This window comes from Butyricimonas sp. (assembly GCF_019423355.1).
Classification (GTDB): Bacteria; Bacteroidota; Bacteroidia; order Bacteroidales; family Marinifilaceae; genus Butyricimonas; species Butyricimonas faecihominis.
Window position 1 is genome coordinate 161,628 of record NZ_JAHZBP010000011.1, and the last position, 21,096, is coordinate 182,723.

General features: G+C 45.6%; 16 protein-coding genes and 1 tRNA gene. 8 read left to right on the forward strand and 9 right to left on the reverse strand.

Going from position 1 to position 21,096, the window contains the following annotated elements; all coding sequences use genetic code 11:
- Positions 1 to 18: 18 nt before the first annotated feature.
- The 3 genes from QVC79_RS14900 to QVC79_RS14910 are packed head-to-tail and all read right to left on the reverse strand — an operon-like array spanning position 19 to position 3,147.
- Positions 19 to 2,469, reverse strand: a complete 2,451-nt coding sequence (locus QVC79_RS14900; RefSeq protein WP_270593166.1) for a DsrE/DsrF/DrsH-like family protein — start codon at positions 2,467 to 2,469, stop codon at positions 19 to 21.
- 19 nt (positions 2,470 to 2,488) lie between these two features.
- Positions 2,489 to 2,791 carry a thioredoxin gene (gene trxA / locus QVC79_RS14905; RefSeq protein ID WP_087422683.1) on the reverse strand — a complete coding sequence of 101 codons (303 nt, stop codon included), beginning with the start codon at positions 2,789 to 2,791 and terminating at the stop codon, positions 2,489 to 2,491.
- Positions 2,792 to 2,850: 59 nt separating this feature from the next.
- Positions 2,851 to 3,147, reverse strand: a complete 297-nt coding sequence (locus QVC79_RS14910; RefSeq protein WP_087422711.1) for an ArsR/SmtB family transcription factor — start codon at positions 3,145 to 3,147, stop codon at positions 2,851 to 2,853.
- A 153-nt stretch (positions 3,148 to 3,300) separates the two neighbouring features.
- Between QVC79_RS14910 and QVC79_RS14915 the strand changes: the two genes are divergently transcribed.
- Complete coding sequence (locus tag QVC79_RS14915) at positions 3,301 to 4,164, forward strand: PhzF family phenazine biosynthesis protein (protein ID WP_124318398.1); 864 nt, start codon at positions 3,301 to 3,303, stop codon at positions 4,162 to 4,164.
- Between the two features lie 69 nt (positions 4,165 to 4,233).
- Here the strand turns inward: QVC79_RS14915 and QVC79_RS14920 are convergent.
- A tRNA-Arg gene (locus QVC79_RS14920) sits at positions 4,234 to 4,307 on the reverse strand.
- A 263-nt stretch (positions 4,308 to 4,570) separates the two neighbouring features.
- Between QVC79_RS14920 and tpx the strand changes: the two genes are divergently transcribed.
- The gene (gene tpx, locus QVC79_RS14925) at positions 4,571 to 5,074 is read left to right on the forward strand and encodes a thiol peroxidase (RefSeq protein WP_270593165.1); all 504 of its coding nucleotides are present in this window, start codon (positions 4,571 to 4,573) and stop codon (positions 5,072 to 5,074) included.
- Positions 5,075 to 5,119: 45 nt separating this feature from the next.
- On the opposite strand, the gene tnaA is transcribed toward tpx, so the two are convergent.
- Both tnaA and QVC79_RS14935 read right to left on the reverse strand, forming a co-directional pair.
- The gene (gene tnaA / locus QVC79_RS14930) at positions 5,120 to 6,496 is read right to left on the reverse strand and encodes a tryptophanase TnaA (protein ID WP_124318358.1); all 1,377 of its coding nucleotides are present in this window, start codon (positions 6,494 to 6,496) and stop codon (positions 5,120 to 5,122) included.
- Positions 6,497 to 6,746: 250 nt separating this feature from the next.
- Positions 6,747 to 8,051 (reverse strand): DEAD/DEAH box helicase, encoded by a 1,305-nt coding sequence (locus QVC79_RS14935; protein ID WP_124318403.1) that lies wholly within the window; start codon positions 8,049 to 8,051, stop codon positions 6,747 to 6,749.
- A gap of 235 nt (positions 8,052 to 8,286) precedes the next feature.
- On the opposite strand from QVC79_RS14935, the gene QVC79_RS14940 reads away from it, so the two are divergent.
- Both QVC79_RS14940 and QVC79_RS14945 read left to right on the forward strand, forming a co-directional pair.
- Positions 8,287 to 8,535, forward strand: a complete 249-nt coding sequence (locus QVC79_RS14940; protein WP_087422692.1) for a DNA-binding protein — start codon at positions 8,287 to 8,289, stop codon at positions 8,533 to 8,535.
- Positions 8,536 to 8,684: 149 nt separating this feature from the next.
- On the forward strand, positions 8,685 to 9,863 hold the full coding sequence (locus QVC79_RS14945; protein WP_087422693.1) for a class I SAM-dependent rRNA methyltransferase: 1,179 nt from the start codon (positions 8,685 to 8,687) through the stop codon (positions 9,861 to 9,863).
- A gap of 196 nt (positions 9,864 to 10,059) precedes the next feature.
- On the opposite strand, the gene QVC79_RS14950 is transcribed toward QVC79_RS14945, so the two are convergent.
- The 3 genes from QVC79_RS14950 to QVC79_RS14960 are packed head-to-tail and all read right to left on the reverse strand — an operon-like array spanning position 10,060 to position 13,947.
- Positions 10,060 to 11,466 (reverse strand): TlpA family protein disulfide reductase, encoded by a 1,407-nt coding sequence (locus QVC79_RS14950; RefSeq protein WP_124317520.1) that lies wholly within the window; start codon positions 11,464 to 11,466, stop codon positions 10,060 to 10,062.
- A 7-nt stretch (positions 11,467 to 11,473) separates the two neighbouring features.
- Positions 11,474 to 12,553, reverse strand: a complete 1,080-nt coding sequence (locus QVC79_RS14955) for a TlpA family protein disulfide reductase (RefSeq protein ID WP_270593164.1) — start codon at positions 12,551 to 12,553, stop codon at positions 11,474 to 11,476.
- Between the two features lie 29 nt (positions 12,554 to 12,582).
- Positions 12,583 to 13,947 carry a TlpA family protein disulfide reductase gene (locus tag QVC79_RS14960; protein WP_270593163.1) on the reverse strand — a complete coding sequence of 455 codons (1,365 nt, stop codon included), beginning with the start codon at positions 13,945 to 13,947 and terminating at the stop codon, positions 12,583 to 12,585.
- Between the two features lie 168 nt (positions 13,948 to 14,115).
- Here QVC79_RS14960 and QVC79_RS14965 point away from each other — a divergent pair, with 168 nt between their 5' ends.
- The 4 genes from QVC79_RS14965 to QVC79_RS14980 all read left to right on the forward strand — a co-directional run bounded on the left by QVC79_RS14965 (position 14,116) and on the right by QVC79_RS14980 (position 21,087).
- Positions 14,116 to 14,691 carry an RNA polymerase sigma factor gene (locus QVC79_RS14965; protein WP_270593162.1) on the forward strand — a complete coding sequence of 192 codons (576 nt, stop codon included), beginning with the start codon at positions 14,116 to 14,118 and terminating at the stop codon, positions 14,689 to 14,691.
- Between the two features lie 390 nt (positions 14,692 to 15,081).
- Positions 15,082 to 16,215 carry a FecR family protein gene (locus QVC79_RS14970; RefSeq protein WP_270593161.1) on the forward strand — a complete coding sequence of 378 codons (1,134 nt, stop codon included), beginning with the start codon at positions 15,082 to 15,084 and terminating at the stop codon, positions 16,213 to 16,215.
- Between the two features lie 120 nt (positions 16,216 to 16,335).
- Positions 16,336 to 19,980, forward strand: a complete 3,645-nt coding sequence (locus tag QVC79_RS14975; RefSeq protein WP_287642505.1) for a SusC/RagA family TonB-linked outer membrane protein — start codon at positions 16,336 to 16,338, stop codon at positions 19,978 to 19,980.
- A gap of 75 nt (positions 19,981 to 20,055) precedes the next feature.
- Positions 20,056 to 21,087: a hypothetical protein gene (locus QVC79_RS14980; protein WP_270593159.1), complete on the forward strand. Its 1,032-nt coding sequence runs from the start codon at positions 20,056 to 20,058 to the stop codon at positions 21,085 to 21,087.
- The last annotated feature ends 9 nt before the right edge of the window (positions 21,088 to 21,096 follow it).

The following is a 21,096-nucleotide window of genomic DNA, read 5'->3' on the forward strand; positions in this document are numbered from 1 at the left end:
TCGTTATATTCAATACTATCAAACAAACAGATTCACGTTTGCATCCTCCGCCCGCTCCAGATAAGTCGCCACACCGCCAACATTCACCCCGTCAATCAACTCCTCTTTCGTGATCCCCATCACGTCCATGGACATCTGGCAGGCAATGAACTCAACCCCATTGTTCTGGGCCTGTTCAATCAAGCTCTCCAACGAATCAATTTGCTTATTACGCATCACCTTCCGCATCATCCGGGTTCCCATCCCCATCATATTCATCTTCGACAAAGACAACTTACGACTTCCGGCAGGCATCATCATCCCGAACATCTTGCTCATCGTGTCTTTCTTCACAACATCGGTACGCTCTTTCCGGATCACGTTCAACCCCCAGAAGGTAAAAAACATCGTTACCTTCCGCCCCGTCGATGCCGCCCCGTTCGCGATAACGAACGACGCCAACGCCTTATCCAGATCATCACTGAACACGATCAGAGTCTTGTTGTTCCCCGCCCCTTCCTTCACCACGGGACAAACACCTGCCCCTTTCTCCAACACGGCCGTAATTATACCCTTTTCTTCCTTCACATCCACCAACTGGTTTCCCGTCATCTTCGCCCATGATGCCACATCCCGGGAAAACCCTTGATCGGTCACTTTAATCTCCAAACGTTCCCCAACCTTCAATTGCTCCATCCCATCTTTCAACTTCATCACGGGTCCCGGACATTGTAAGCCGCAAGCATCTATCGTGAGGGATTTCTTCTCCACCACTTTTTCCGGAACTTTCACTTCCACCGGCTTTTTCGGTTCCGGTTTCGAATATTTTATCGGGTTACATTGTTCCGCCATCGCCGTTGAATACGTCTTGTAACCTCCATTCAAGTTCACCACATCATAACCGTGTTGCATCAATACCCGGGCTGCAATATACCCCCGCAACCCGATGGCACAGAATACCACGATTGTCCGATCCTTCGGCAGTTTCTGATATTCTCCCCGTGAACCATCCAAGGATATATTCACGGCCCCCTCGATACTTCCCATCGCAAACTCCTCGGCCGTACGTACGTCCACCAACATCACTTTGGATCGATCCATATCTTTCAATTCCCGCCAACTAATCATCTTCACTTTTCCACTCAGCATGTTATCCGCCACGAATCCGGCCATATTCACCGGGTCTTTCGCCGACGAGTAAGGTGGCGCATATGCTTGTTCCAATTCCATCAGATCATAAATAGTCCCACCATTCCGAATTACGGCTGACATCATTTCCAACCGTTTATCTACCCCATCAATACCCACGGCTTGGGCGCCCAGCAACTTTCCATCTTCCGGCGAGAAGTTAATCTTTATATCCATCATAATCGCACCCGGATAATACCCGGCATGAGATGCTCCATGCACGATGGCCTCTTTATAAGGAATTTGCAGACGATCCAACATCTTTGCAGACAACCCGGTTGCCCCCACGGTCAAGTCAAAGACCTTGGCAATGGCCGTACTGATAGAGCCTTTATATTTTTGATGATTACCATTCACCACGTTGTCCGCACAGATACGTCCCTGTTTATTGGCCGGTCCCGCTAAAAACGCCAGAGCTGGACGACCACTCACCGGATTCGGGAACTCGATTGCATCACCCACGGCATAAATATCCGGCTGGGAAGTCTGTAAGAACTCGTTCACCTTAATTCCTCCCATCTCCCCGATCTCTAACCCAGCCTCACGTGCCAGTTTCACATCCGGGCGCACCCCGATAGAAAGCACAACCATATCAACCTGCAACACCAACCCGCTTTTCAACACCACGTCAATACCGTCCTCCACGGGGCGGAACGCTGTCACCGCCTCCTGCAAATGCAGCCCGACACCTTTCGACTTAAAATGCTGGTGTACTGCAGTAGCAATCTCGTAATCCACCGGAGTCATCACCTGATCAGCCATTTCCACGACCGACACTTGAATCCCATATTCATGCAGGTTCTCCGCCATCTCCAACCCAATAAATCCGGCCCCCACGATCAGTGCCCGTTTCACGTCATGCTCCTCGATATACTCCTTCACCCGATCCGTATCATTCACGTTACGTAAGGTAAAAATTCCTTCCGTGTCAATCCCCTCTAACGGTGGACGAACCGGAGCCGCTCCCGGTGACAAGATCAATTTATCATACGTCTCTTCATAAAGTCCGCCCGAATCCAAATTATGCACCGTGATTGTTTTCTTTTCCGGGTTTACACGTTCCACTTCCGAACGCACCCGAGCCTCGATATTAAATCGTGCAGCAAAACTGTCCGGTGTTTGCACGAAAAGTTTCTCCCGTTCGTAAATCACCTCCCCTATATAATAAGGTAAACCGCAATTGGCATAAGAGATATAATCACCTCTCTCGAACATAATAATTTCAGCACTCTCATCGAGCCTACGCAAACGGGCTGCCGTCGAGGCACCACCCGCCACACCACCAACAATCAAATATTTCATACACGCTTAGATTTTAGGGTTATATATACTTTTCAATTATTTCCTGTAACTGTGATGCTTGAACTACCCCGCTATTATTCCACAACACCTTTCCTTGTTTAAACAACATCAACGTGGGCACCGACTGGATATGATACAAATACACCGGTTGCCGGTTAGCTGGCACATCCACGTCTATCTTCAAGATGATTACCTTATCACCCAGCCTCTTTTTCACATCCTCCAAAATCGGATGCATCATCTTACACGGCCCGCACCACGTGGCAAAAAAGTCCACCAATACCGGCTTTTCTCCATTAATCAACTCATTGAATTTATCCATAATATCACGTTTTAATTTATATTACTTATAACGTCCGTTCTCCCGTAAAGTTCACGGATTTACTTCGTGCATTTCATCATGCACCGCATGGCCTCCGTGACATGATCACTCGCCATACTATAAAAAGCATTACGCCCCTCCCGCCGAATCAACAGGATTCCCTTTGCTTGCATATCTGTCAGATGATGCGAAATTAACGCCTGACTACATCCCATCCGGTCACATATATCCGACACGCTCATCTCTCCGTTTTTCGAGAGCAAGCATATAATTTTCAACCGATTCGGGTGTGCTACCGCTTTCAACACGTAAGCTAACTTTTCCAATTCTTCTTGTGTAAAACATTCTGTTTCCATATTCTCCTTTTTTGAATACACAAATATATAAACATACATTTGAATATACAAGATTATAAAGAATATTTAACATATGTATGAGATTACTTTTCCAATTGCATCGATACTAAAAGTTTCTTAACTTCGCAACAGATACCAAGTAATTTTTATACGATGAAAGTATATGTAGTAAGCGCCTTCTGCATGAATGGTTCCGGAGGAAACAAAGCCGGTGTCGTACTCGATGAGTTCATTCCCAACTCTAACGTAAAAATCGCATTAGCGGCACGTCTCGGCTATTCTGAAACGGTATTTCTGTCCGATTCCGGCAAAGCTGACTTCAAATTAGAGTATTTTACCCCTAAAGGCGAAGTTCCTCTTTGCGGTCATGCTACTATCGCTTCTTTTATCGTTCTTCGGGAGCTTGGCAGACTAAAAAAATCAGAGTACACTATTGAAACTGCCGCAGGCCTATTGAAAGTATGGATAGATGGTGATGGCCTTGTCTTCATGGAACAGAACAGCCCCTCCTTTTTTGAGATCATCCCCAACGAACGACTAACCTCGTGCTTTCATCCTCTTTCCTTGGATGAACGTTTTCCGGCACGTATAGTTTCGACGGGATTGAGAGATATAATTATGCCGATTTCAACATCGAATGCATTGGAAATCATGGTTCCAGATTTCAAAGCAATATCTATTTTGAGCAAAGAAATGAAATGTATCGGTATTCACTGTTTCGCCCTCACAGGATCTGATATAGACAATACCCCCACAGCCATTTGCAGGAACTTCGCCCCACTTTATGGTATCAACGAAGAGGCCGCAACAGGAACCTCCAATTGCGCCTTAGCCTGTTACCTTCACGATCTTGGAATAAGACCACAAAGGTACATCTTTGAACAAGGACATAATCTTTCCTGTGTTTCCAGAATCATTGTCGAGTTAAAAACGGATACCAATATTCTTGGTGTCAGAGTCGGAGGGGACGGAGTTGTAGAAGGTATGCTGGACAAAAATACAAGCATTTGGGAGTAAATATTGGACCACAATAAAAATAAACCCGCTATAACTTTTTATGTTTTAGCGGGTTATGACATCAAATTGTGATCCGGTTGGGATTCGAACCCAAGACCTACGGCTTAGAAGGCCGTTGCTCTATCCAGCTGAGCTACCGAACCGAGTGTCATTTAATTTTGACGGTGCAAAGATAGCGCTTTCTCGTATAAATACAAACATTTGCGCATATTTTTTTAGATTAAAATGAACTCCTACCGCATCATTCTCCACAATACACTTAACAAAGACAAAATTTCATTCGCTTTCGTAAAACTTTATTTCAAAACTCCCGTAAAACAAGCTATGAATTTTCTTTTTGCGAAACAAGATTAAAATTATATATTTGAAAAACGATAATAAGTCAAACATTAAAATTTAAAACACTATGGCAAAAATAACACTTGCAGGAAATAGCATAAACACGAAAGGTAATCTACCTTCAGTTGGTTCAGTCGCTCCCGATTTCTCATTAGTAAAAACGGATTTATCTGAATTGACCTTGGCAAGCGAAAAGGGTAAACGTGTTGTTCTAAACATTTTCCCCAGTCTTGACACCAGCGTATGCGCAACATCTGTACGCACATTCAATAAACTTGCGGCAGAAATGGACAACACGATCGTGTTAGCTATCTCTAAAGACCTTCCTTTCGCACACGCTCGTTTCTGTACCACAGAAGGAATTGACAAAGTAATTCCTCTTTCTGCATTCAGAGATCATGCGTTCGGTGACAAATACGGGGTAGAAATGGTAGACGGACCTTTAGCCGGATTATTAGCTCGTTCTGTTGTTGTTATTGATGAGAACGGAAAGATCATCTACGAAGAACTCGTTCCGGAAATTACCCAAGAACCTAACTATGATGCAGCTTTAGCTAGCTTAAAGAAATAGTTCATAACGTTTATAAACAAAAAGGGGCTTTCGCCCCTTTTCTTTTTATTTAGCACGCTCCAATTGAACGGTAAAGTGACGCATTAACGGTGCTTCCCAAGTAATTTGGAAACCACGAGTAATTTGCTCACGACGATCATATACATTCTTCAAAGCAACGGCAATCACGTCCATATGGTTGTTCGTGTACACTCTTCTCGGGATAGCCAAACGAAGAAGATCCAAACCTCCGAAACGATTTTCACGAGTTACCGGATCACGGTCAGCCAAGATATAACCGATCTCGCAACCGCGAATACCAGCCTCCAAGTACAATTCAACGGTCAACGTTTGAGCCGGGAACTCTTCTTTCGGAACATGAGTCAACACTTTCGGGGCATCGATAAACAATGCGTGACCACCTGCAGGACGTTGGTAAGGAATTCCGAACTCATCCAAACGTTTTGCCAAGTACTCTACTTGTTTGATACGAGTTTCCAAGTTATCAAATTCCGTATTTTCATCCAAACCGATAGCCAAAGCGTTCATATCACGACCATTCATACCTCCGTATGTCAAGTAACCTTCGAATTGCACGCAGAAACCTTTAGCACCTTCAAACCAGTCTTGGTGACGAGTTGCGATGAATCCACCCATATTCACGATAGCGTCTTTCTTCGCGCTCATCGTCATACCATCTGCGTTATCGAACATTTCTTTCACGATCTCTTTAATCGTTTTGTCCTGATAACCTTCTTCACGAGTTTTAATGAAGTAAGCATTCTCAGCGAAACGAGCCGAGTCGAACAATACACGTTTACCATATTTATCAGCGATAGCACGAACTTCCTTGATATTCTTCATAGAAACAGGTTGTCCTCCAGCCGTGTTATTGGTTACAGTCACAATGATAAACGGAATCTTATCAGCGTGTTCTGCCAATACTTTTTCCAATTTCTTCGGGTCTAGATTTCCTTTAAAAGGAACTTCCAACTGGGTATCTTTTGCCTCATCAATAGTCACGTCCCAAGCGATGGCCTTACGACCTTCGATATGACCTTTCGTCGTGTCGAAGTGAGAGTTACCCGGAACAATATCACCCTCTTTTACAAGATAAGAGAAAAGTACATTCTCGGCAGCACGTCCTTGGTGAGTCGGGATCACGTAATCGAATCCGGTCAAACGGCTAATCATGTTTTTCAAGTTAAAGAAAGAAGATGCTCCGGCATAACTTTCATCACCCAACATCATTCCTGCCCATTGGCGATCACTCATTGAACCGGTTCCTGAATCGGTCAACAAGTCAATATACACGTGTTCTGCACGTAATTGAAACACATTATAATGTGCCTCTTTAATCCATTGTTCTCTCTCTTCACGAGTACTTTTACGAATGGGTTCTACCATTTTAATCTTCCACGATTCTGCAAAAGGTAATTCCATAATCTTTAAACTTTAAATAGTTAATGATATAAATTAATTGTAATATAATTCTCAAGAAATGACCGGAAGGCCATTAATAACATAAGCATGTAAATTGGGATACAAAAGACCACCACCTTTAACAAACAAAGGTGTCGCGCTTCTTAATATTCAAGAAAAGTTTACTGACTAATATGACGCTTTTATCTTTCATCGTAGCAAATTTGGGAAAAATAAAAAAAAAGACCAAGGAATTCTTGATCTTTTTTTATTACTTCTTCTTTTTCTTTGCCATTCGTTTCTTCATCACGTTTCTTCGGTTATCCTCGGCAGTATATGTATTTTTCGCCTTCTTCGCATGGAAGGCCCCGCCTCCTTGCGGTTTCCCCCGTTGATAAACAATATTATTGGTCTGCACCTGTTCCTCTTCCAGCAACAACTGAGAAATCTCCAACTTTTCAGGCAAATCAAGTATTTCAACTTCTTGATTGATCAGACGTTCTATATCCATGAAACGATCCTCCTCGATTTCCGACACGAAACTGATCGCGGCTCCTTCTTTTCCCGCACGAGCCGTACGCCCGATTCGATGCACGTACTCTTCCGCCAAAGAGGGTATATCAAAATTAATCACGTGGCTAACATCCTGCACGTCAATACCGCGGGCAGCCACGTCAGAAGCCACCATAATACGGGTCTCCCCCTCCTTAAATGACCTCAAAGCTTTCAAACGGGTATTCTGCGCCTTATTCGAGTGAATAACACTCAACTCGCCTTTCCAATGATCGGCCAAACGCTCCACAATACGATCCGCATTCTTCTTCGTCTCGGTAAAGATCATCACTTTCTTGAAATTCTCCTTGTCGGCAAGCAACAACTTCAACAAATTGATCTTCGTCGAAATATTCGGCACGTCATAACGATATTGTTTCACGTTCTCCACGGGGGTTGCCTGACGAGCCACTTCCACCCGCACCGGATTATTCAAAAAATCACGTGACAGACTCTCCACAGCCTCCGAGAAAGTAGCGGAAAACAACATTGTCTGGTGTTTCTCCGGCAGCACCTCGAAAATCCCTTTCAGTTGCGGAAGGAAACCCAAGTCCATCAACCGATCGGCCTCGTCGACCACAACCGTCTTGATCATCTTCGTACGGATAATACCATTATAATATATATCCATGAAACGCCCCGGAGTAGCCACGAGCAAGTCCACCCCTTCAAACACCCGATCCTGTTGTGTCCGGATATTTGTTCCCCCGTACACACCCACGCAACGAATGTCCATGAACTCCGTCAACAATTCAACACTCTCGCACACCTGCACCACCAGTTCCCGCGTGGGAACAACCACCAGCGCCCGCGGAACCAATCCTTGTGCGTAATGCAATTTCATCAACATCGGGATCAGGTAAGCCAGCGTCTTTCCCGTACCGGTCTGGGCGATACCGATCAAATCCCTCCCGGAGCGACTGACCGAAAATACTTCTTCCTGAATAGGAGTCGGGTTCTCGAAACCAGCCTCTTCCAACGCCATCAAAATTTGCTTACTTACATTTAAATCCTGAAATCCCATATATGTTACGTTTTAAAACTATACGGTCACAAAGGTACAAAAAGTAGTGTCTCGCACGAAATAAATTTATTTATAAAATAAATTGCATCTAAATACCCAAAATAAACCACTAGCACACAATATAATACCCGAGAATACTTTTGTAACAAAAACAAGAATGATAAACTTTCTATTTGCTTTTGTCAAAATATATTTCTAAATTTATTGCACATAAAACCTCTAAAATTACTACGTTATGACTTATACTATTACTTTTAACGAGCTGAGAAAAATCAAAGACATGCTACCTCACGGAAGTATGCAGAGAATTGCAGAAGACTTGGGTATCAGTACAGACACCGTACGTAACTACTTCGGAGCCGATAATTATGACAACGGGGGATCGAGTGCCGGAATACATGTTGAACAAGGCCCTGACGGCGGACTTGTCGTTCTGGATGACACGGCCATTCTGGACAAGGCAAAGGAACTTTTGAACGTGTAGCAAAAAGATTTTAACACCGGGAAACAGCAAAATAGCATTCCCGGTATTTTTTTACCGCTTTTTTATCTACTTTTGCCCCGTCAAGTCACAGACAAACCTGTAACTTGTCAACCTGTAACCAGTAACGTCGCATCGCGACACGAATAATTATGAGCAAAATAGTTCTAAAAGCCGGTAAAGAAAGATCTTTATACAGACTGCACCCGTGGGTCTTCTCGGGAGCAATAGCCAAAATCAAGGGGGACGTGCAGGAAGGTGACGTCGTTCAAGTGTATAACAGTGACGACGAATATCTCGCCACGGGCCACTACCAGATCGGGAGTATCGCCGTGCGTGTACTCACGTTCAAGGAAGAAGAAATTGACTATAACTTCTGGGTGGAGCGCATCCGACAGGCCTATCTGACACGTGTAGCCATCGGTTTGGCGACCAACCCGAACAACAACGTGTACCGCCTCGTTCACGGGGAAGGTGACGATCTTTCCGGACTTGTTATTGACTATTACGCGGGGGTTGCCGTCGTGCAATTCCATTCCGTGGGAATGTATAAAGCTCGGGAAGAGATCACGAAAGCCCTGTTGGAAGTCATGGGAGATAAACTCATTGCCATATACGACAAGTCGGAAGGAACCCTTCCTTTTAAGGCAGGACTTAACCCCAAGAATGACTACCTGTACGGTCACACCGACAACTTCACGGCCATCGAAAACGGGTTAAAATTCAACGTGGACTGGCTGGAAGGTCAAAAGACCGGATTCTTTGTCGATCAACGGGAGAATCGACGTTTGCTCGAACAATACGCCCACGACAAGAATGTTCTCAATATGTTCTGTTACACGGGTGGGTTTTCATTCTACGCCATGCGAGGTGGGGCCAAACTCGTGCATTCGGTGGATGCCTCGGCCAGAGCCATCGAGTTAACCAACCAAAATGTGGAACTCAACTTTCCCGGCGACACCCGCCACGAGGCATTCGTGGAAGACGCATTTAAATTCCTTGATAAATCACACAACAAATATGACTTGATCATCCTTGATCCTCCCGCGTTTGCCAAACACCAAAACGTGCTGGACAATGCCATTCAAGGATACAAAAAACTGAACCGTAAGGGAATCGAGGTTGTAAAACCCGGTGGGTTAATCTTCACCTTCTCCTGTTCGCAGGTTATGACGAAGGACCTTTTCCGTCAAACGGTCTTCACCGCGGCAGCCAACACGGGTAGGAAAGTCAAAATCCTGCACCAACTCACGCAGCCTGCCGACCACCCGATCAGCATCTATCACCCGGAAGGGGAATATTTAAAAGGATTAGTATTGTACGTGGAATAAATGAAGGGGCTGGCCAAAAAGTCTATTTTATTTCCAAAAACTCCTCCGTCACTTCGTGCCACCTCCTCTATAAACAGAGGAGGAGCTGGTGACTCTTCCCGAAGACAGGGAGTATTTCAACTCTCCCTCTGTTTATAGAGGGAGTACCCCGAAGGGGGGAGGGAGTTTGAAAAATGACTTTTTGGACAGCCCCTTTCTACTTCCCTAACACACTTTCCAGCGTCTCGATCACCCGGTCCATATTATCCGAACCACTAACACTCAACACGATATTTCCCTCCGGATCAACCACCACCATCTGCGGTAATCCTGTCACGGATTCAAATTGAGACGGGTCTTCCAAACTAGCCTCTTTTGCCAAGATATTATTCCATGCCATACCTTCCTCTTCCAAAGCCTTCAACCACTTTCCCCGATCCTCATCCTTGGAAACACCCAAAATATCAAACTTCCCGGCAGCATGATACTTCTCGTACAACTTCTTCATCTTCGGTATCAATCCCCTGCAAGGCCCGCACCATGATGCCCAGAAATCAAGCAACACGTACTTTCCCCGGTAATCCGCCAAACTCACCTTCTTCCCCTCCGGAGTTTTCGAAGAAAAATCCCCCATCACCTTTCCCGACCTCGTCATGTACATTCTTTCCATACGCCCAGAAAATTTATTCAACGCCGTATCCCGCTTCGTTTGCTCGTCCAGCTCCATGTGAACCCCAATACAATAATCAAAATCAGACACGCTCCCCGCGTAATCGACCAACTTCTCCCGAGCCATACCCTCTCCCAACCGATTACATAACGTGTTATAAAACTCCTGTTTCATAATCCGATACACCTCGTTCATCAACCGTTCCCCTTTAGCTTCATCCGAATGTAACGAGTTAATCTGTTCCCGCCACACGTACGGGTAATAATAAAAATAATACACATAATCCGGAGTATACACCTTCGTGTATAAATCCAACTCTTCCACCAGCCTGCCTGTAACCTTCCCCTCTTTTTTCAAATCCTGCACGATCTTTCCTTTCAGAGCCAACGGCATATTCGCCCTCACCAGTACTTCCTCCAAACGTCCCTTTTCCATAGCCCGATCCACCACGTCCATATACGCGGAATCCCGATGCTTCCTTAATCGCTCCAACTGTTGATTTACCCGATACATTAAAGTCGCATCTTTTTCCAGCCATGCTTTCATGTAATCATCCGTCATCTCCAATTTGCCCCTCGTGTATTCCCGACTAACATTCTCCAACTCGTAGAAATATGTACCGGAAACATCGCCTTCTACTTTAATATTCAAAGGATCTGTATTCAACACGGTCACCGTAACACGATCTTTATCCCCGACAAAAAACCATGACGAATATCCTGTCTCCGTGGCCAAACGAAACACTTTCGGAGCATGATGTACCTCGTACACCGCTCTCCCCGCCTCAAAATGTAAAGGAATCACCTTATCCCAAACAAACTGATGCTGTTCCGACAGCCATACCGGATCTTCCCCCTCGTGGAGAATTTCAACCTGTTGCCCTCTCACCACCATCGCCCAAATCAGCAATCCCCACAACAGACCATATTTTATTATATTCTTAGTACTCATCATTAATCAATTATTTATTCATACTTTCAATCGCCACCTCGTAAATATCCTTCCCTCGCAACTCTTTAGCCACGATCCGACCTTGTGGATCGAGCAACAGGATAAAAGGAATCGCATCCCGGTTAAATATCTCATGTAAGACTCCTTTCGTGTCTCTCAAATTCACGAAATGCTCCATTTGTTTCTCCTTCATAGCCTTTCGCCAGTCGGATTCCTTCCTATCCGTCGAAATCGAAATAACCTCGAACCCCTTATCATGCAATAAATCATAAGCCTTATGCACGTTGGGCATCTCCCCGATACAAGGACCACACCATGAAGCCCAAAAATCCAACAACACGTATTTCCCCCGGAAAGAACGAATTGCGACCTCTTCCCCGTTCATCGAAGGCAACGAAAAATCAGGTACTACCTGCCCCACGGACGTCTTCATCACCGCCTCCCGGTAAGCCACCAACTCCTTGTACAAGGGATGTCCGATCAGTTCCGGACTATCAAACAAACTTAATGCCTCCCCCAACCGATCCATCGAAAAACGCTTCCTCTCGTTATTCAAAATCATCAGCATCGCTCTCGAATTCGGGAACTTGACCAGCATATCCATCATCACGCCCTCCTTAAACGCGTCTCCGCTCTTCAACTGATCCGGAAGCAACGTCAACCGTTCCATTCCCTGATAGTAATCCAGTATGGCAGACTCACGTCCTCCCTCCACGATCATATATTTCTTCGTAAGCTTATACCCGGAAGGATTAAAGAAATTAGGTTCCTCATGTAATAAAACATTATAAGCAAATACTTCCGTGGAGTCCAGCATAAAGAACTTCGAAGTAGCCTTTTTCCTTACTCCCACACACACGAACTCCGGCCCCGTGTATTTCCCGGTAAAACAAACCTGTTGCCGATCATCCAACATGGCCGAATCCCCTTTCTCAAATTGTAACGTCTCCTCGTTAAAACGATACAGGTAAACCGTATCTCCCGGTAAACTTCCGTTCCCATAGATAGAAACAGTCAAACGATAGGAAGGCTCGGAGCATCCCGCAAACAGACATCCCAAACATCCCAATAACAATATAATATGTTTCATGAAAAATCAATTAAAAATACATGTACATCTTATCTCATCGGAACCTCTTTCAGTATCCGGTAAATCAGCCCGTAAGAAACACCGGGCAAACCGTTCCACACCAGTTTCCCCGTGGGATCAATAATAGCAAAATGCGGTATCCCACTGATACACAACGTCTCGTTCAACTCACTTTTCTTACCAGTCAATCGTAATTGTACTCCTTTCATCTCTTTTTCCCGCACCATTTTTATCCATTTCTCCCGGTCGGCGGCCTTGTCCACGGACAACGACACGAATTCTATATTCCGTCCCTGCAAACGTTCTTCCATCTTTGCCAGAAACGGAATTTCATTACAACACGGACCGCACCACGTAGCCCACACGTCCAGCAAAATCCACGATCCCTTGAAAGAAGACAAATCCACCCTCTCCCCGTTCATGGTCTCCCCCGATAACACGGGATACAAGTTTTCCGGCACCAACTTCCGCGCCTTCCGATCAGCGTCCTGTTTATTCAACTTCCCCCGTAACACGTCAGCATAACGGGGAGCCAATCGTTTCACGCATTTATCAAAATCTCCTCGACGATCCGGCCGCACCCAGTAAAGGATATTATCCAAATTCGTGTAAGCTATTTTATCCCTCACCGCACCTTTCGGGAAATACGTTGCCAACTTCACCTCATTCTCGTATATCCGGTCCCCCCGTCCTTGCAACTTACGGGGATCCTCGATCCGTAAATAATCCACGTACACCTCCACAGCACGCCAGTAAGAAGGAGAATAAACCACCCGATCATCTTCTGCATCCGGGATCACTTCAGATAAGCGAGCCAACATCTCCCCGGAAAATTCCTGAAAAGTTGCCCTTGAAGACTTGATGCCATTCGCTTCCAACAGACGGTAGTACTTAAACTCTGTCCGCATCACCTTCTCGAAATTTTTCCGATCGGCAGGATACTTTTCCAGATAAGTCGCCAACCAAACATTCAAAGAGTCGCACACCCTCTCCAGATTCAACCCCTCGTATTCCTTGGGCAACAATTGCGGCATAACGCGTGCAAACTGCAACCTCTGTTTCAACAAATCTACTTTCCGCAACCAATTATTCCGATCCGCGCATAAACTCCCGTCATCCTTCAACTCCACCCCCCGGTTTTCATGCAAAACGACTTCCAAGAAATCCCCGGCCTCTAAAAACAAAAAACACTCCTCGTTTGCCAACAACCTTTTCCCGTACATATCCTCTCCCTCCAACGTAATCCAACGGGTTTCTCCCTTTTTCAAATCATAACGCTCGTTCCCGAACACGACAAAAGCCTCCCGCTCCGCCACCAGTTTTATTTTCACCGGTTGCCCGAAACACAGCAAGGCCATGTTCAAACATACAATACAAAACAATACTTTCTTCATAAAAAAATCAATTTGGTTTTAAGGTTGATTTATTCAATCATATCGTAAAAACAACTCACCCGGTGCAAGTGTCTAAAACGATCAAAAAATAATAAATGCACCTTCCATCACATTTTTTTAATGACAATCTATACAAGATCGTCCAAAAATCTATAAGTTTGCAGTGGTATGAAATCATCCGAAACAGACATAACATTTTTGAACAGACTAAATTCCCGCGATCACGAGGCATTCAAACAACTGTTCCGAGAATATTTTCAAGATATTGCTTACTATTCCAGCAAAATCCTGAAAGACACGGATGTTGCCGAAGATGTCGCTCAAGACGTGTTCATCCGGCTATGGGAAAAGGAGAATCATTTCGAAAATTATCTTGCGCTGAAATCCTACCTCTACCTCTCGGCCCGTAACAGTTGCCTGAACTACATCAAACACCATAACATCGTTCTGGAACATGCCCAGAACCTTGTCCAAGAAGAAACCGACGAACAAACGTGGGACACGATTGTCGAGACGGAAATTATCAGTTTATTATCCGACTACATCCGCCACCTTCCGGGCGAATGTGCCAAAATTATGGAACTCGTGATGCAAGGGTACAACAGTACCGAGATTTCCACCCTGACCGGGGCCTCATCCAGCACGGTCAGATCACAAAAACAGCGGGGTATATCGCTATTGAAAAAAATGGTTTCCCCGGAACTATATGCGCTACTCGTGCTTTTCCTGCAACAAAATAATTAACCCCACCTCCACTAACATCCCCTTTACCGGGGTTAAAATCAGGATAAACCGGCACGGGAAATCCCGGTTGCACAACCGTAGAGTTATAATTGCCTAAAATAACGTGCCAGCCCCGTCTGTTATATTTACTTAAACTCTCTTAAAATGGCGGCGATAATCGGGCGATAATCGGGCGACAATCGGGCGATGGCGCCTAACAGTCACCTAACAGCCGCCCAACAAGCACCCTACGGGTCAGTATATCCCAATTACATCCCTTCTTTTACCCCTCGTTATCCCCATCCCCCGGAATATGTTCGGAAACAACAAAAACACGAAAAGATAAAAAAATATCATTTTTCTTTAGACACTTTCCCGACATGAATTGTTTTAATAACAAAACGAACAGAGATGGAAGAAGTCGAAAATAAAATAAACGAAGCCCGAAGGATCGCCCGACAGATAGAACAGGCACTATCGAACGGTGATTGGGAACAAGTGGCACCTGATTCCCCCCGACTCCGCGAGGAGGTGGGAATCCCCGCACGGCTGCATGAAAATATAAAACGACACGACAGTTTCGACACGGAAAAAGCGTTAAACAAATTCATCGCCGCCACACGTCCCGCACGACGGTTGTCCGTGGTCTACAAATACGCGGCTGCCGTGGCCTGCCTCGTGATGTTGGGAGTAGGGTACTACTTTTACCAAACCACCGGGGGAACAGACCCGCGATCCGGTTTGCTGGCACAAAGTGCCTATCTCGTACTGGATGACGGGAAACAGGTCGAACTGAACCGGCAAATGCAAATGGACTACAACGGGTTGAGGATCATCAACACGAACGAAGGAAAGGTCTCTTTCCAACACGAGAAGGAGTCAGCCCACGTCTCTCCCAACAAACTGGTCGTTCCGGAAGGCACGGAGTACTCTCTCCAGTTAAGTGACGGGACAAACGTTCATCTGAACGCGGGTAGCACGCTTGTTTTCCCGTCCGTGTTCGGGAAAGATGCCCGTGTCGTTGAACTTTCCGGGGAAGGCTATTTCGACGTGACACATTCCGGTGTTCCCTTTATCGTGAAAAGCAAGTCAATGGATGTCAGGGTACTCGGAACCACGTTCAACATGACAGCTTATCCCGAAGATCCGGTAGTGACCACCACCCTGTTAACCGGGAAAGTTGCCGTTACCTGCCATTCCCAGACGGACACGACAACACGGACAACCGTGCTGACCCCCGGATTGCAAGCCCGATTCCAACCGCGGGAAGGCGTGTTGCAAGTGGATTCCGTGGACGTGGAAGAGCAAACAGCTTGGCGCAGAGGCGAATTTACATTCGAAGATGTCGATCTGGGTAGCATCATGACCATCATCGGGAGAAGTTTCGCCTTGAACGTCACGTTTGACGACCCGGAACTACAAGATATAAAATGCTTTATCTCCATTCAACGAGACAAAGGATATGAAGACATTTTGAAAATTATTCACATGGCCACGGGCGTCAAGTTCAAAAAGGACGGGAACGAAATCCGGGTATATAAATAAATCGAGGGATGTTGACACCATCCCTCAATTATAACAGATTAAAATATTGACCAATAAATTAACCTTAAAACCATTACAAAGCTATGAAATAATTTAGTGTTTTCCTAATAAACGATGGTGATGGGTGCTAGAAAATTCATTCTCTTGACAATTTTTGTGGTCCTGTTGGGGACTTCAAGGGAAGTATGGGCTCAAAAAATCAGCATTCACATGAATAACGCCACGCTGGAAGAGGTGTTGAAAAAGATTAAGAAAAAGACAAAATATGACATGATGTACCAGATGAAAGATGTAAAAGAAATCGACAGCCGCCGATCCGTTCATTTTGACGAAACGGAGCTACAGGAAGTCCTGACCTTCTGCCTGCAAGGACTCCCGCTGGATTTTCGCATCTATAATCAAACCATCATTATCACGAAAAAGAACACGATTCCCATCCCCGCAATGCGTACCATAAAGGGAGTCATCCGGGACGAGGACGGAATCACGCTCCCCTCGGCCACCATTTTGGTGAAAGGAAGTAACCGGGGAACTATTTCAGACAAAAACGGACAATTCTCTATCCGGATTCCGGAAGGAGAAAACACGATACTCATCACGAGTTACGTGGGCAAAAAGACCTGTTACATCCCGATCACTCGAGATGATTCATACACGATTGTCTTAGAGACAGATATTTCGGAAATGGAAGACGTGATCGTGAACGGCTACCAAGTCATCGCCAAAAACGAAATGACCGGAGCGACCTCCACGGTCAACGCCAAAGACATACGCACCCCGGGAGCAACCTCCCTAGAGGCCACCTTCCAAGGCGCACTGAACGGGTTGGAAATCATGATTCCTTCCGGAAATATCGGCTCCACGGGACGCATGAAAGTGCGAGGAACCTCAACGATTATCGGTAACCCGGAACCACTGATCGTGGTGGACGGAATCATCCGGGAAAACATCTGGCCTTTTGACCGGAACACGCTTTACGACCTGTTGAACGAGAACGATCTCAGCAACTCGGCACGTTCCAGCATCATGGGCAACAACTTGTCGGGAATAAACGTGGACGACATTGCCAGCATCACGCTGTTAAAGGATGTTTCCGCCACGGCCATTTACGGGATCAGGGCCTCCAACGGGGTAATCGTTATCACGACTAAACAAGGGCGTTCCGATCAGCCAAGCGTGAGATTCCGAAGTGACATCACGTTCAGCCCTATACCCACCTATCGCAACGCCAAGGTGATGAACTCGGCACAACGGGTCAAATTATCGAAAGAAATGATTGAAGCGGGAATCCCGTTACCCAGCTTTCCGGATGGAATCGGGTACGAGGCCGCTTACATGAAAATGATCAACAAAGAGATTTCCCACGCTGAATTTAACGAGGAAGTTACCCGGCTGGAGAAAACAAATACCGACTGGTTCAAGGCACTGGGTAGAACCGCCATCAGCCAGAATTACCACGTCAGTTTCAACTCGGGAAAGGACGGGATGGCTTACTATTCCTCTTTCGGGTATAGGAAGGAAAACAGCGCGTACATCGGGAATGACCGGGAGACTTTTACCGGAATGCTGAATTTCAATTACAACTCGTCACCGAAATTCAAAATCGCAGTGAACCTTTCCGGGTATCACATCGCGACTTCCGGTTATTACACGGGAATTAACCCGGAGCAATATGCCCTGACGACCAGTCGCACGGTTACCAGCGATCAGTTTTACACGAAGGGTAAGGCAACTTCACTGTCATACCGAAAAAACGGGATATATCAATTCGTCAGAAACAGTGTCCATTTCAATATGCTGCACGAATTACAACACACGGGTAACGATAACAAAACTTCGGAAGTCAACGTGAACGCGCAATTCACTTGGAATTTCCTCCCCTACCTGAATATAACGGTTACACCCGCGTACTCACAAGGAACGAACGACAGCCAGTTGTGGGCAGACGCACAATCATGGAACGTCGCCTTACTCCGGGGATGCGACTATAATGCCACGCTTCCCGAAGAGGTTCAGAATCTCATGGAATACATCAGCCCGCTCCCGACAGGAGGTATCCTTGACTATACACGACACACCCGTCGTTCCCTCACGGTGAAGGGACAAATCAACTTCCGGAAAACGTGGGGAAAAGAGACTTTCCATTCGATAACCGCGACACTCGGTATCGAAACCCGGAAAAATAAATATGACGGGAAACAAGGAATTGAATGGGGATACGTGAGAGGGAAAAGGAGTACACTATTACAAGATTACCGTTCCCCGGCAGACAAGTTTCAACAGGTGAAGGAACAATTCCCCGGAATTGAACTTGTCGAATCATCCGACACGCCCGAAACGGAACATGACATGACACTCGTTGACCGGGTGGAAAACACGTTCTCCGAGTACGGCACGATCGGTTACACGTACGACAGCCGCTACACGGTGTGCATCAACGTCAGAAACGACGCGTCCAACCGTTTCGGCAAACACACGAACAATCGTTTCTACCCCGTCTGGTCCACCGGAGTGCGCTGGGATATGCACCAAGAGAAGTGGTTCCCCTCCAAACCGTGGTTGAACGCAAGCACGTTGCGGGTTTCTTACGGGAAACAGGGAAATGTAGTTTCCAACGTATCACCGAAAGCACTTGTCAGCCACGTGCCGAGTGATCCGATCACGGACGAGAGTTACCTGCAACTGGAACAACTTCCCAATCCCGATTTGAAATGGGAGAAGACATTATCTTGGAATGTCGGGATTGACCTATCGCTATTCCAAAATAGCATGGAAGTTTCATTCGATTATTACAAGAAAGAGACCTCGGACATCGTGGTGGAAAAAGAGATCCCGATTGAAAACGGGTTCCGCAAAATGTACATCAACAGCGGTGCCATTGATAGCGAGGGATATGAATTACAGGTCAAGTTATCGCCACTCTCCACACGAGAGTGGAGCTGGACGGTTAATTTCACGGCAGCCTATATGAAAGATATTTTAAAAAGGAGTTACACGGATGAGCCTGCCCTAGAGCGCTTCACGAACGGGAACGCCGCGCTGGACGGGTTTCCGGTATCGGGATTTTGGTCAATTCCCTTCATCGGGCTATCGCCTAAAAACGGGGCCCCGCTATTTGCCGTCATGGATCAAGTCGGGGGAGAAATGCAAAAGGTGTCCGGTTCTTTGCTCGATTACCTCGTGTACAGCGGGGACAGTGAACCCCGTGTTTCGGGCGGGATCAGCACGACCGTACGTTATAAACGTTTCACGCTGAATGCCGTATTCAATTATCAATTGGGACACTACAAGCGTCTTAACCCGTTTATCACAAGTTCCACCAATGGAATGTTGTCCATCCCGGGAGCTGACGTGAACGCATCCACAGAATTACTGAATCGTTGGCAACAACCGGGAGACGAGACACGCACCCGTATTCCCGCCCTATCCACACGAGATGAAGACGTGTCCCAGTATTTACCGGATAACTCGCTGAGCTTGGGAAATTATAACACCGTGTATCGTTATTCACTATATAACCGGAGTACGGAGCGGGTAGTATCCGCCAGTCATTTACGCTGCAACCGAATTTCGTTAAATTACCAAACGAAGATCCCCCGCGTCGCAGAAATAAACTTGGGTATAACGGTAACTAACCCGTTTATCATCAAGAATCACCGTCTGGGAGATCAAGATCCCGAAGTGATGAGCATGAATGCCGATTCGTACACCCCGACAATGAAACGACAACAAAATTATTCGATCAGTGCAGAATTTATTTTTTAAACAATAATATAAACTAAAATCAATTTAATGACAGAGAAATTATCAGACCAATCATTAAACCTTAAAACCAATTTTATGAGAACAAGAAACTATTTGTTAATCATTTGCCTCTTCCTGACTTTCTGTCAAGGATGTGTCAAAGAACTCCACGAGTTGCCTCCTCGCCCGAGTCTCGTCGTGAAATTAAACGGGGTGGAAAAAGATTCAATCGTTGTCTCCCCCGGAGAAGAGGTCAAAATTGACATCGATTTTATCGCAAACAAAGGATTCATCCAAGAGTTGTACGTCAAGGATAATGCCGGAACATACCTGAAAGGTTTCCCGCTGACGATGGATTCGACCGAGTTACACAACAAGAGCCAGTATTCCTACTCGTTCCGGGCAAATGATTATCTGCCGGAAGAAGGATCACATTACCAGACGTATAATTTTCAAGTGGTATGTAAAGACAATAACCAACCGAAACAGTTGATTAATAAAACGATTACCATCTTGGTCGCTGATGAATTAAAATCCTATACGGTGACCCTAGGAGCGCAAGGCAACACGGAACATGGCCATTTTCTTAAACTTAGCACGGGAGAAGTTTTCACATTGGCACAAGTTCAACAAATGAGCATGGAAGAACTCATGGAAATCGAATTGTGTTATTTCTATGGTGAAGAGGATGAAGTGGAAACATATTACCGTGAGCAACGCTTATATCCCTTACTCGGAACGCATAATACGTCTGCCAGTTGGGGTTTTATCATGAATCAATATGATATCATGGCTCCTTACAGAATCCCAACTTTAAATGCAGCCATTACAGAAGGAAGTTACGCACAAAATAAACTTGGATTTATTCAAGCTAGTATCTCGGCATCTCAAACTTACATCGATGTATACAAATACACGACAGACATTACATATGGAGTGAGTATAACAGAAAGTACACATCCGACATGGGAAGGTATTTATGTTATTAACTTGCAAAGATTTAGCCAATGGCCTGACAGAAACCTCTACGACACGAACAAAGCCGTATTCCGTGTCAAAGAATTGGTACCCGGTAAAGACGGATACATTACTCTGGAAGTTAAGGCTTCACCTAAATACCTTTATTAATTTAAACGA

Excerpts from the sequence above, each read along its gene's own strand:
- QVC79_RS14910 (WP_087422711.1), bottom strand. The coding sequence starts at position 3,147 with ATGGAAACAGAATGTTTTACACAAGAAGAATTGGAAAAGTTAGCTTAC.
- QVC79_RS14945 (WP_087422693.1), top strand. The coding sequence starts at position 8,685 with ATGAGCAAAATAGTTCTAAAAGCCGGTAAAGAAAGATCTTTATACAGA.
- QVC79_RS14940 (WP_087422692.1), top strand. The coding sequence starts at position 8,287 with ATGACTTATACTATTACTTTTAACGAGCTGAGAAAAATCAAAGACATG.
- QVC79_RS14900 (WP_270593166.1), bottom strand. The coding sequence starts at position 2,469 with ATGAAATATTTGATTGTTGGTGGTGTGGCGGGTGGTGCCTCGACGGCA.
- trxA (WP_087422683.1), bottom strand. The coding sequence starts at position 2,791 with ATGGATAAATTCAATGAGTTGATTAATGGAGAAAAGCCGGTATTGGTG.
- QVC79_RS14965 (WP_270593162.1), top strand. The coding sequence starts at position 14,116 with ATGAAATCATCCGAAACAGACATAACATTTTTGAACAGACTAAATTCC.
- QVC79_RS14975 (WP_287642505.1), top strand. The coding sequence starts at position 16,336 with ATGGGTGCTAGAAAATTCATTCTCTTGACAATTTTTGTGGTCCTGTTG.
- tpx (WP_270593165.1), top strand. The coding sequence starts at position 4,571 with ATGGCAAAAATAACACTTGCAGGAAATAGCATAAACACGAAAGGTAAT.
- QVC79_RS14960 (WP_270593163.1), bottom strand. The coding sequence starts at position 13,947 with ATGAAGAAAGTATTGTTTTGTATTGTATGTTTGAACATGGCCTTGCTG.
- tnaA (WP_124318358.1), bottom strand. The coding sequence starts at position 6,496 with ATGGAATTACCTTTTGCAGAATCGTGGAAGATTAAAATGGTAGAACCC.
- QVC79_RS14955 (WP_270593164.1), bottom strand. The coding sequence starts at position 12,553 with ATGAAACATATTATATTGTTATTGGGATGTTTGGGATGTCTGTTTGCG.
- QVC79_RS14980 (WP_270593159.1), top strand. The coding sequence starts at position 20,056 with ATGAGAACAAGAAACTATTTGTTAATCATTTGCCTCTTCCTGACTTTC.
- QVC79_RS14915 (WP_124318398.1), top strand. The coding sequence starts at position 3,301 with ATGAAAGTATATGTAGTAAGCGCCTTCTGCATGAATGGTTCCGGAGGA.
- QVC79_RS14950 (WP_124317520.1), bottom strand. The coding sequence starts at position 11,466 with ATGATGAGTACTAAGAATATAATAAAATATGGTCTGTTGTGGGGATTG.
- QVC79_RS14935 (WP_124318403.1), bottom strand. The coding sequence starts at position 8,051 with ATGGGATTTCAGGATTTAAATGTAAGTAAGCAAATTTTGATGGCGTTG.
- QVC79_RS14970 (WP_270593161.1), top strand. The coding sequence starts at position 15,082 with ATGGAAGAAGTCGAAAATAAAATAAACGAAGCCCGAAGGATCGCCCGA.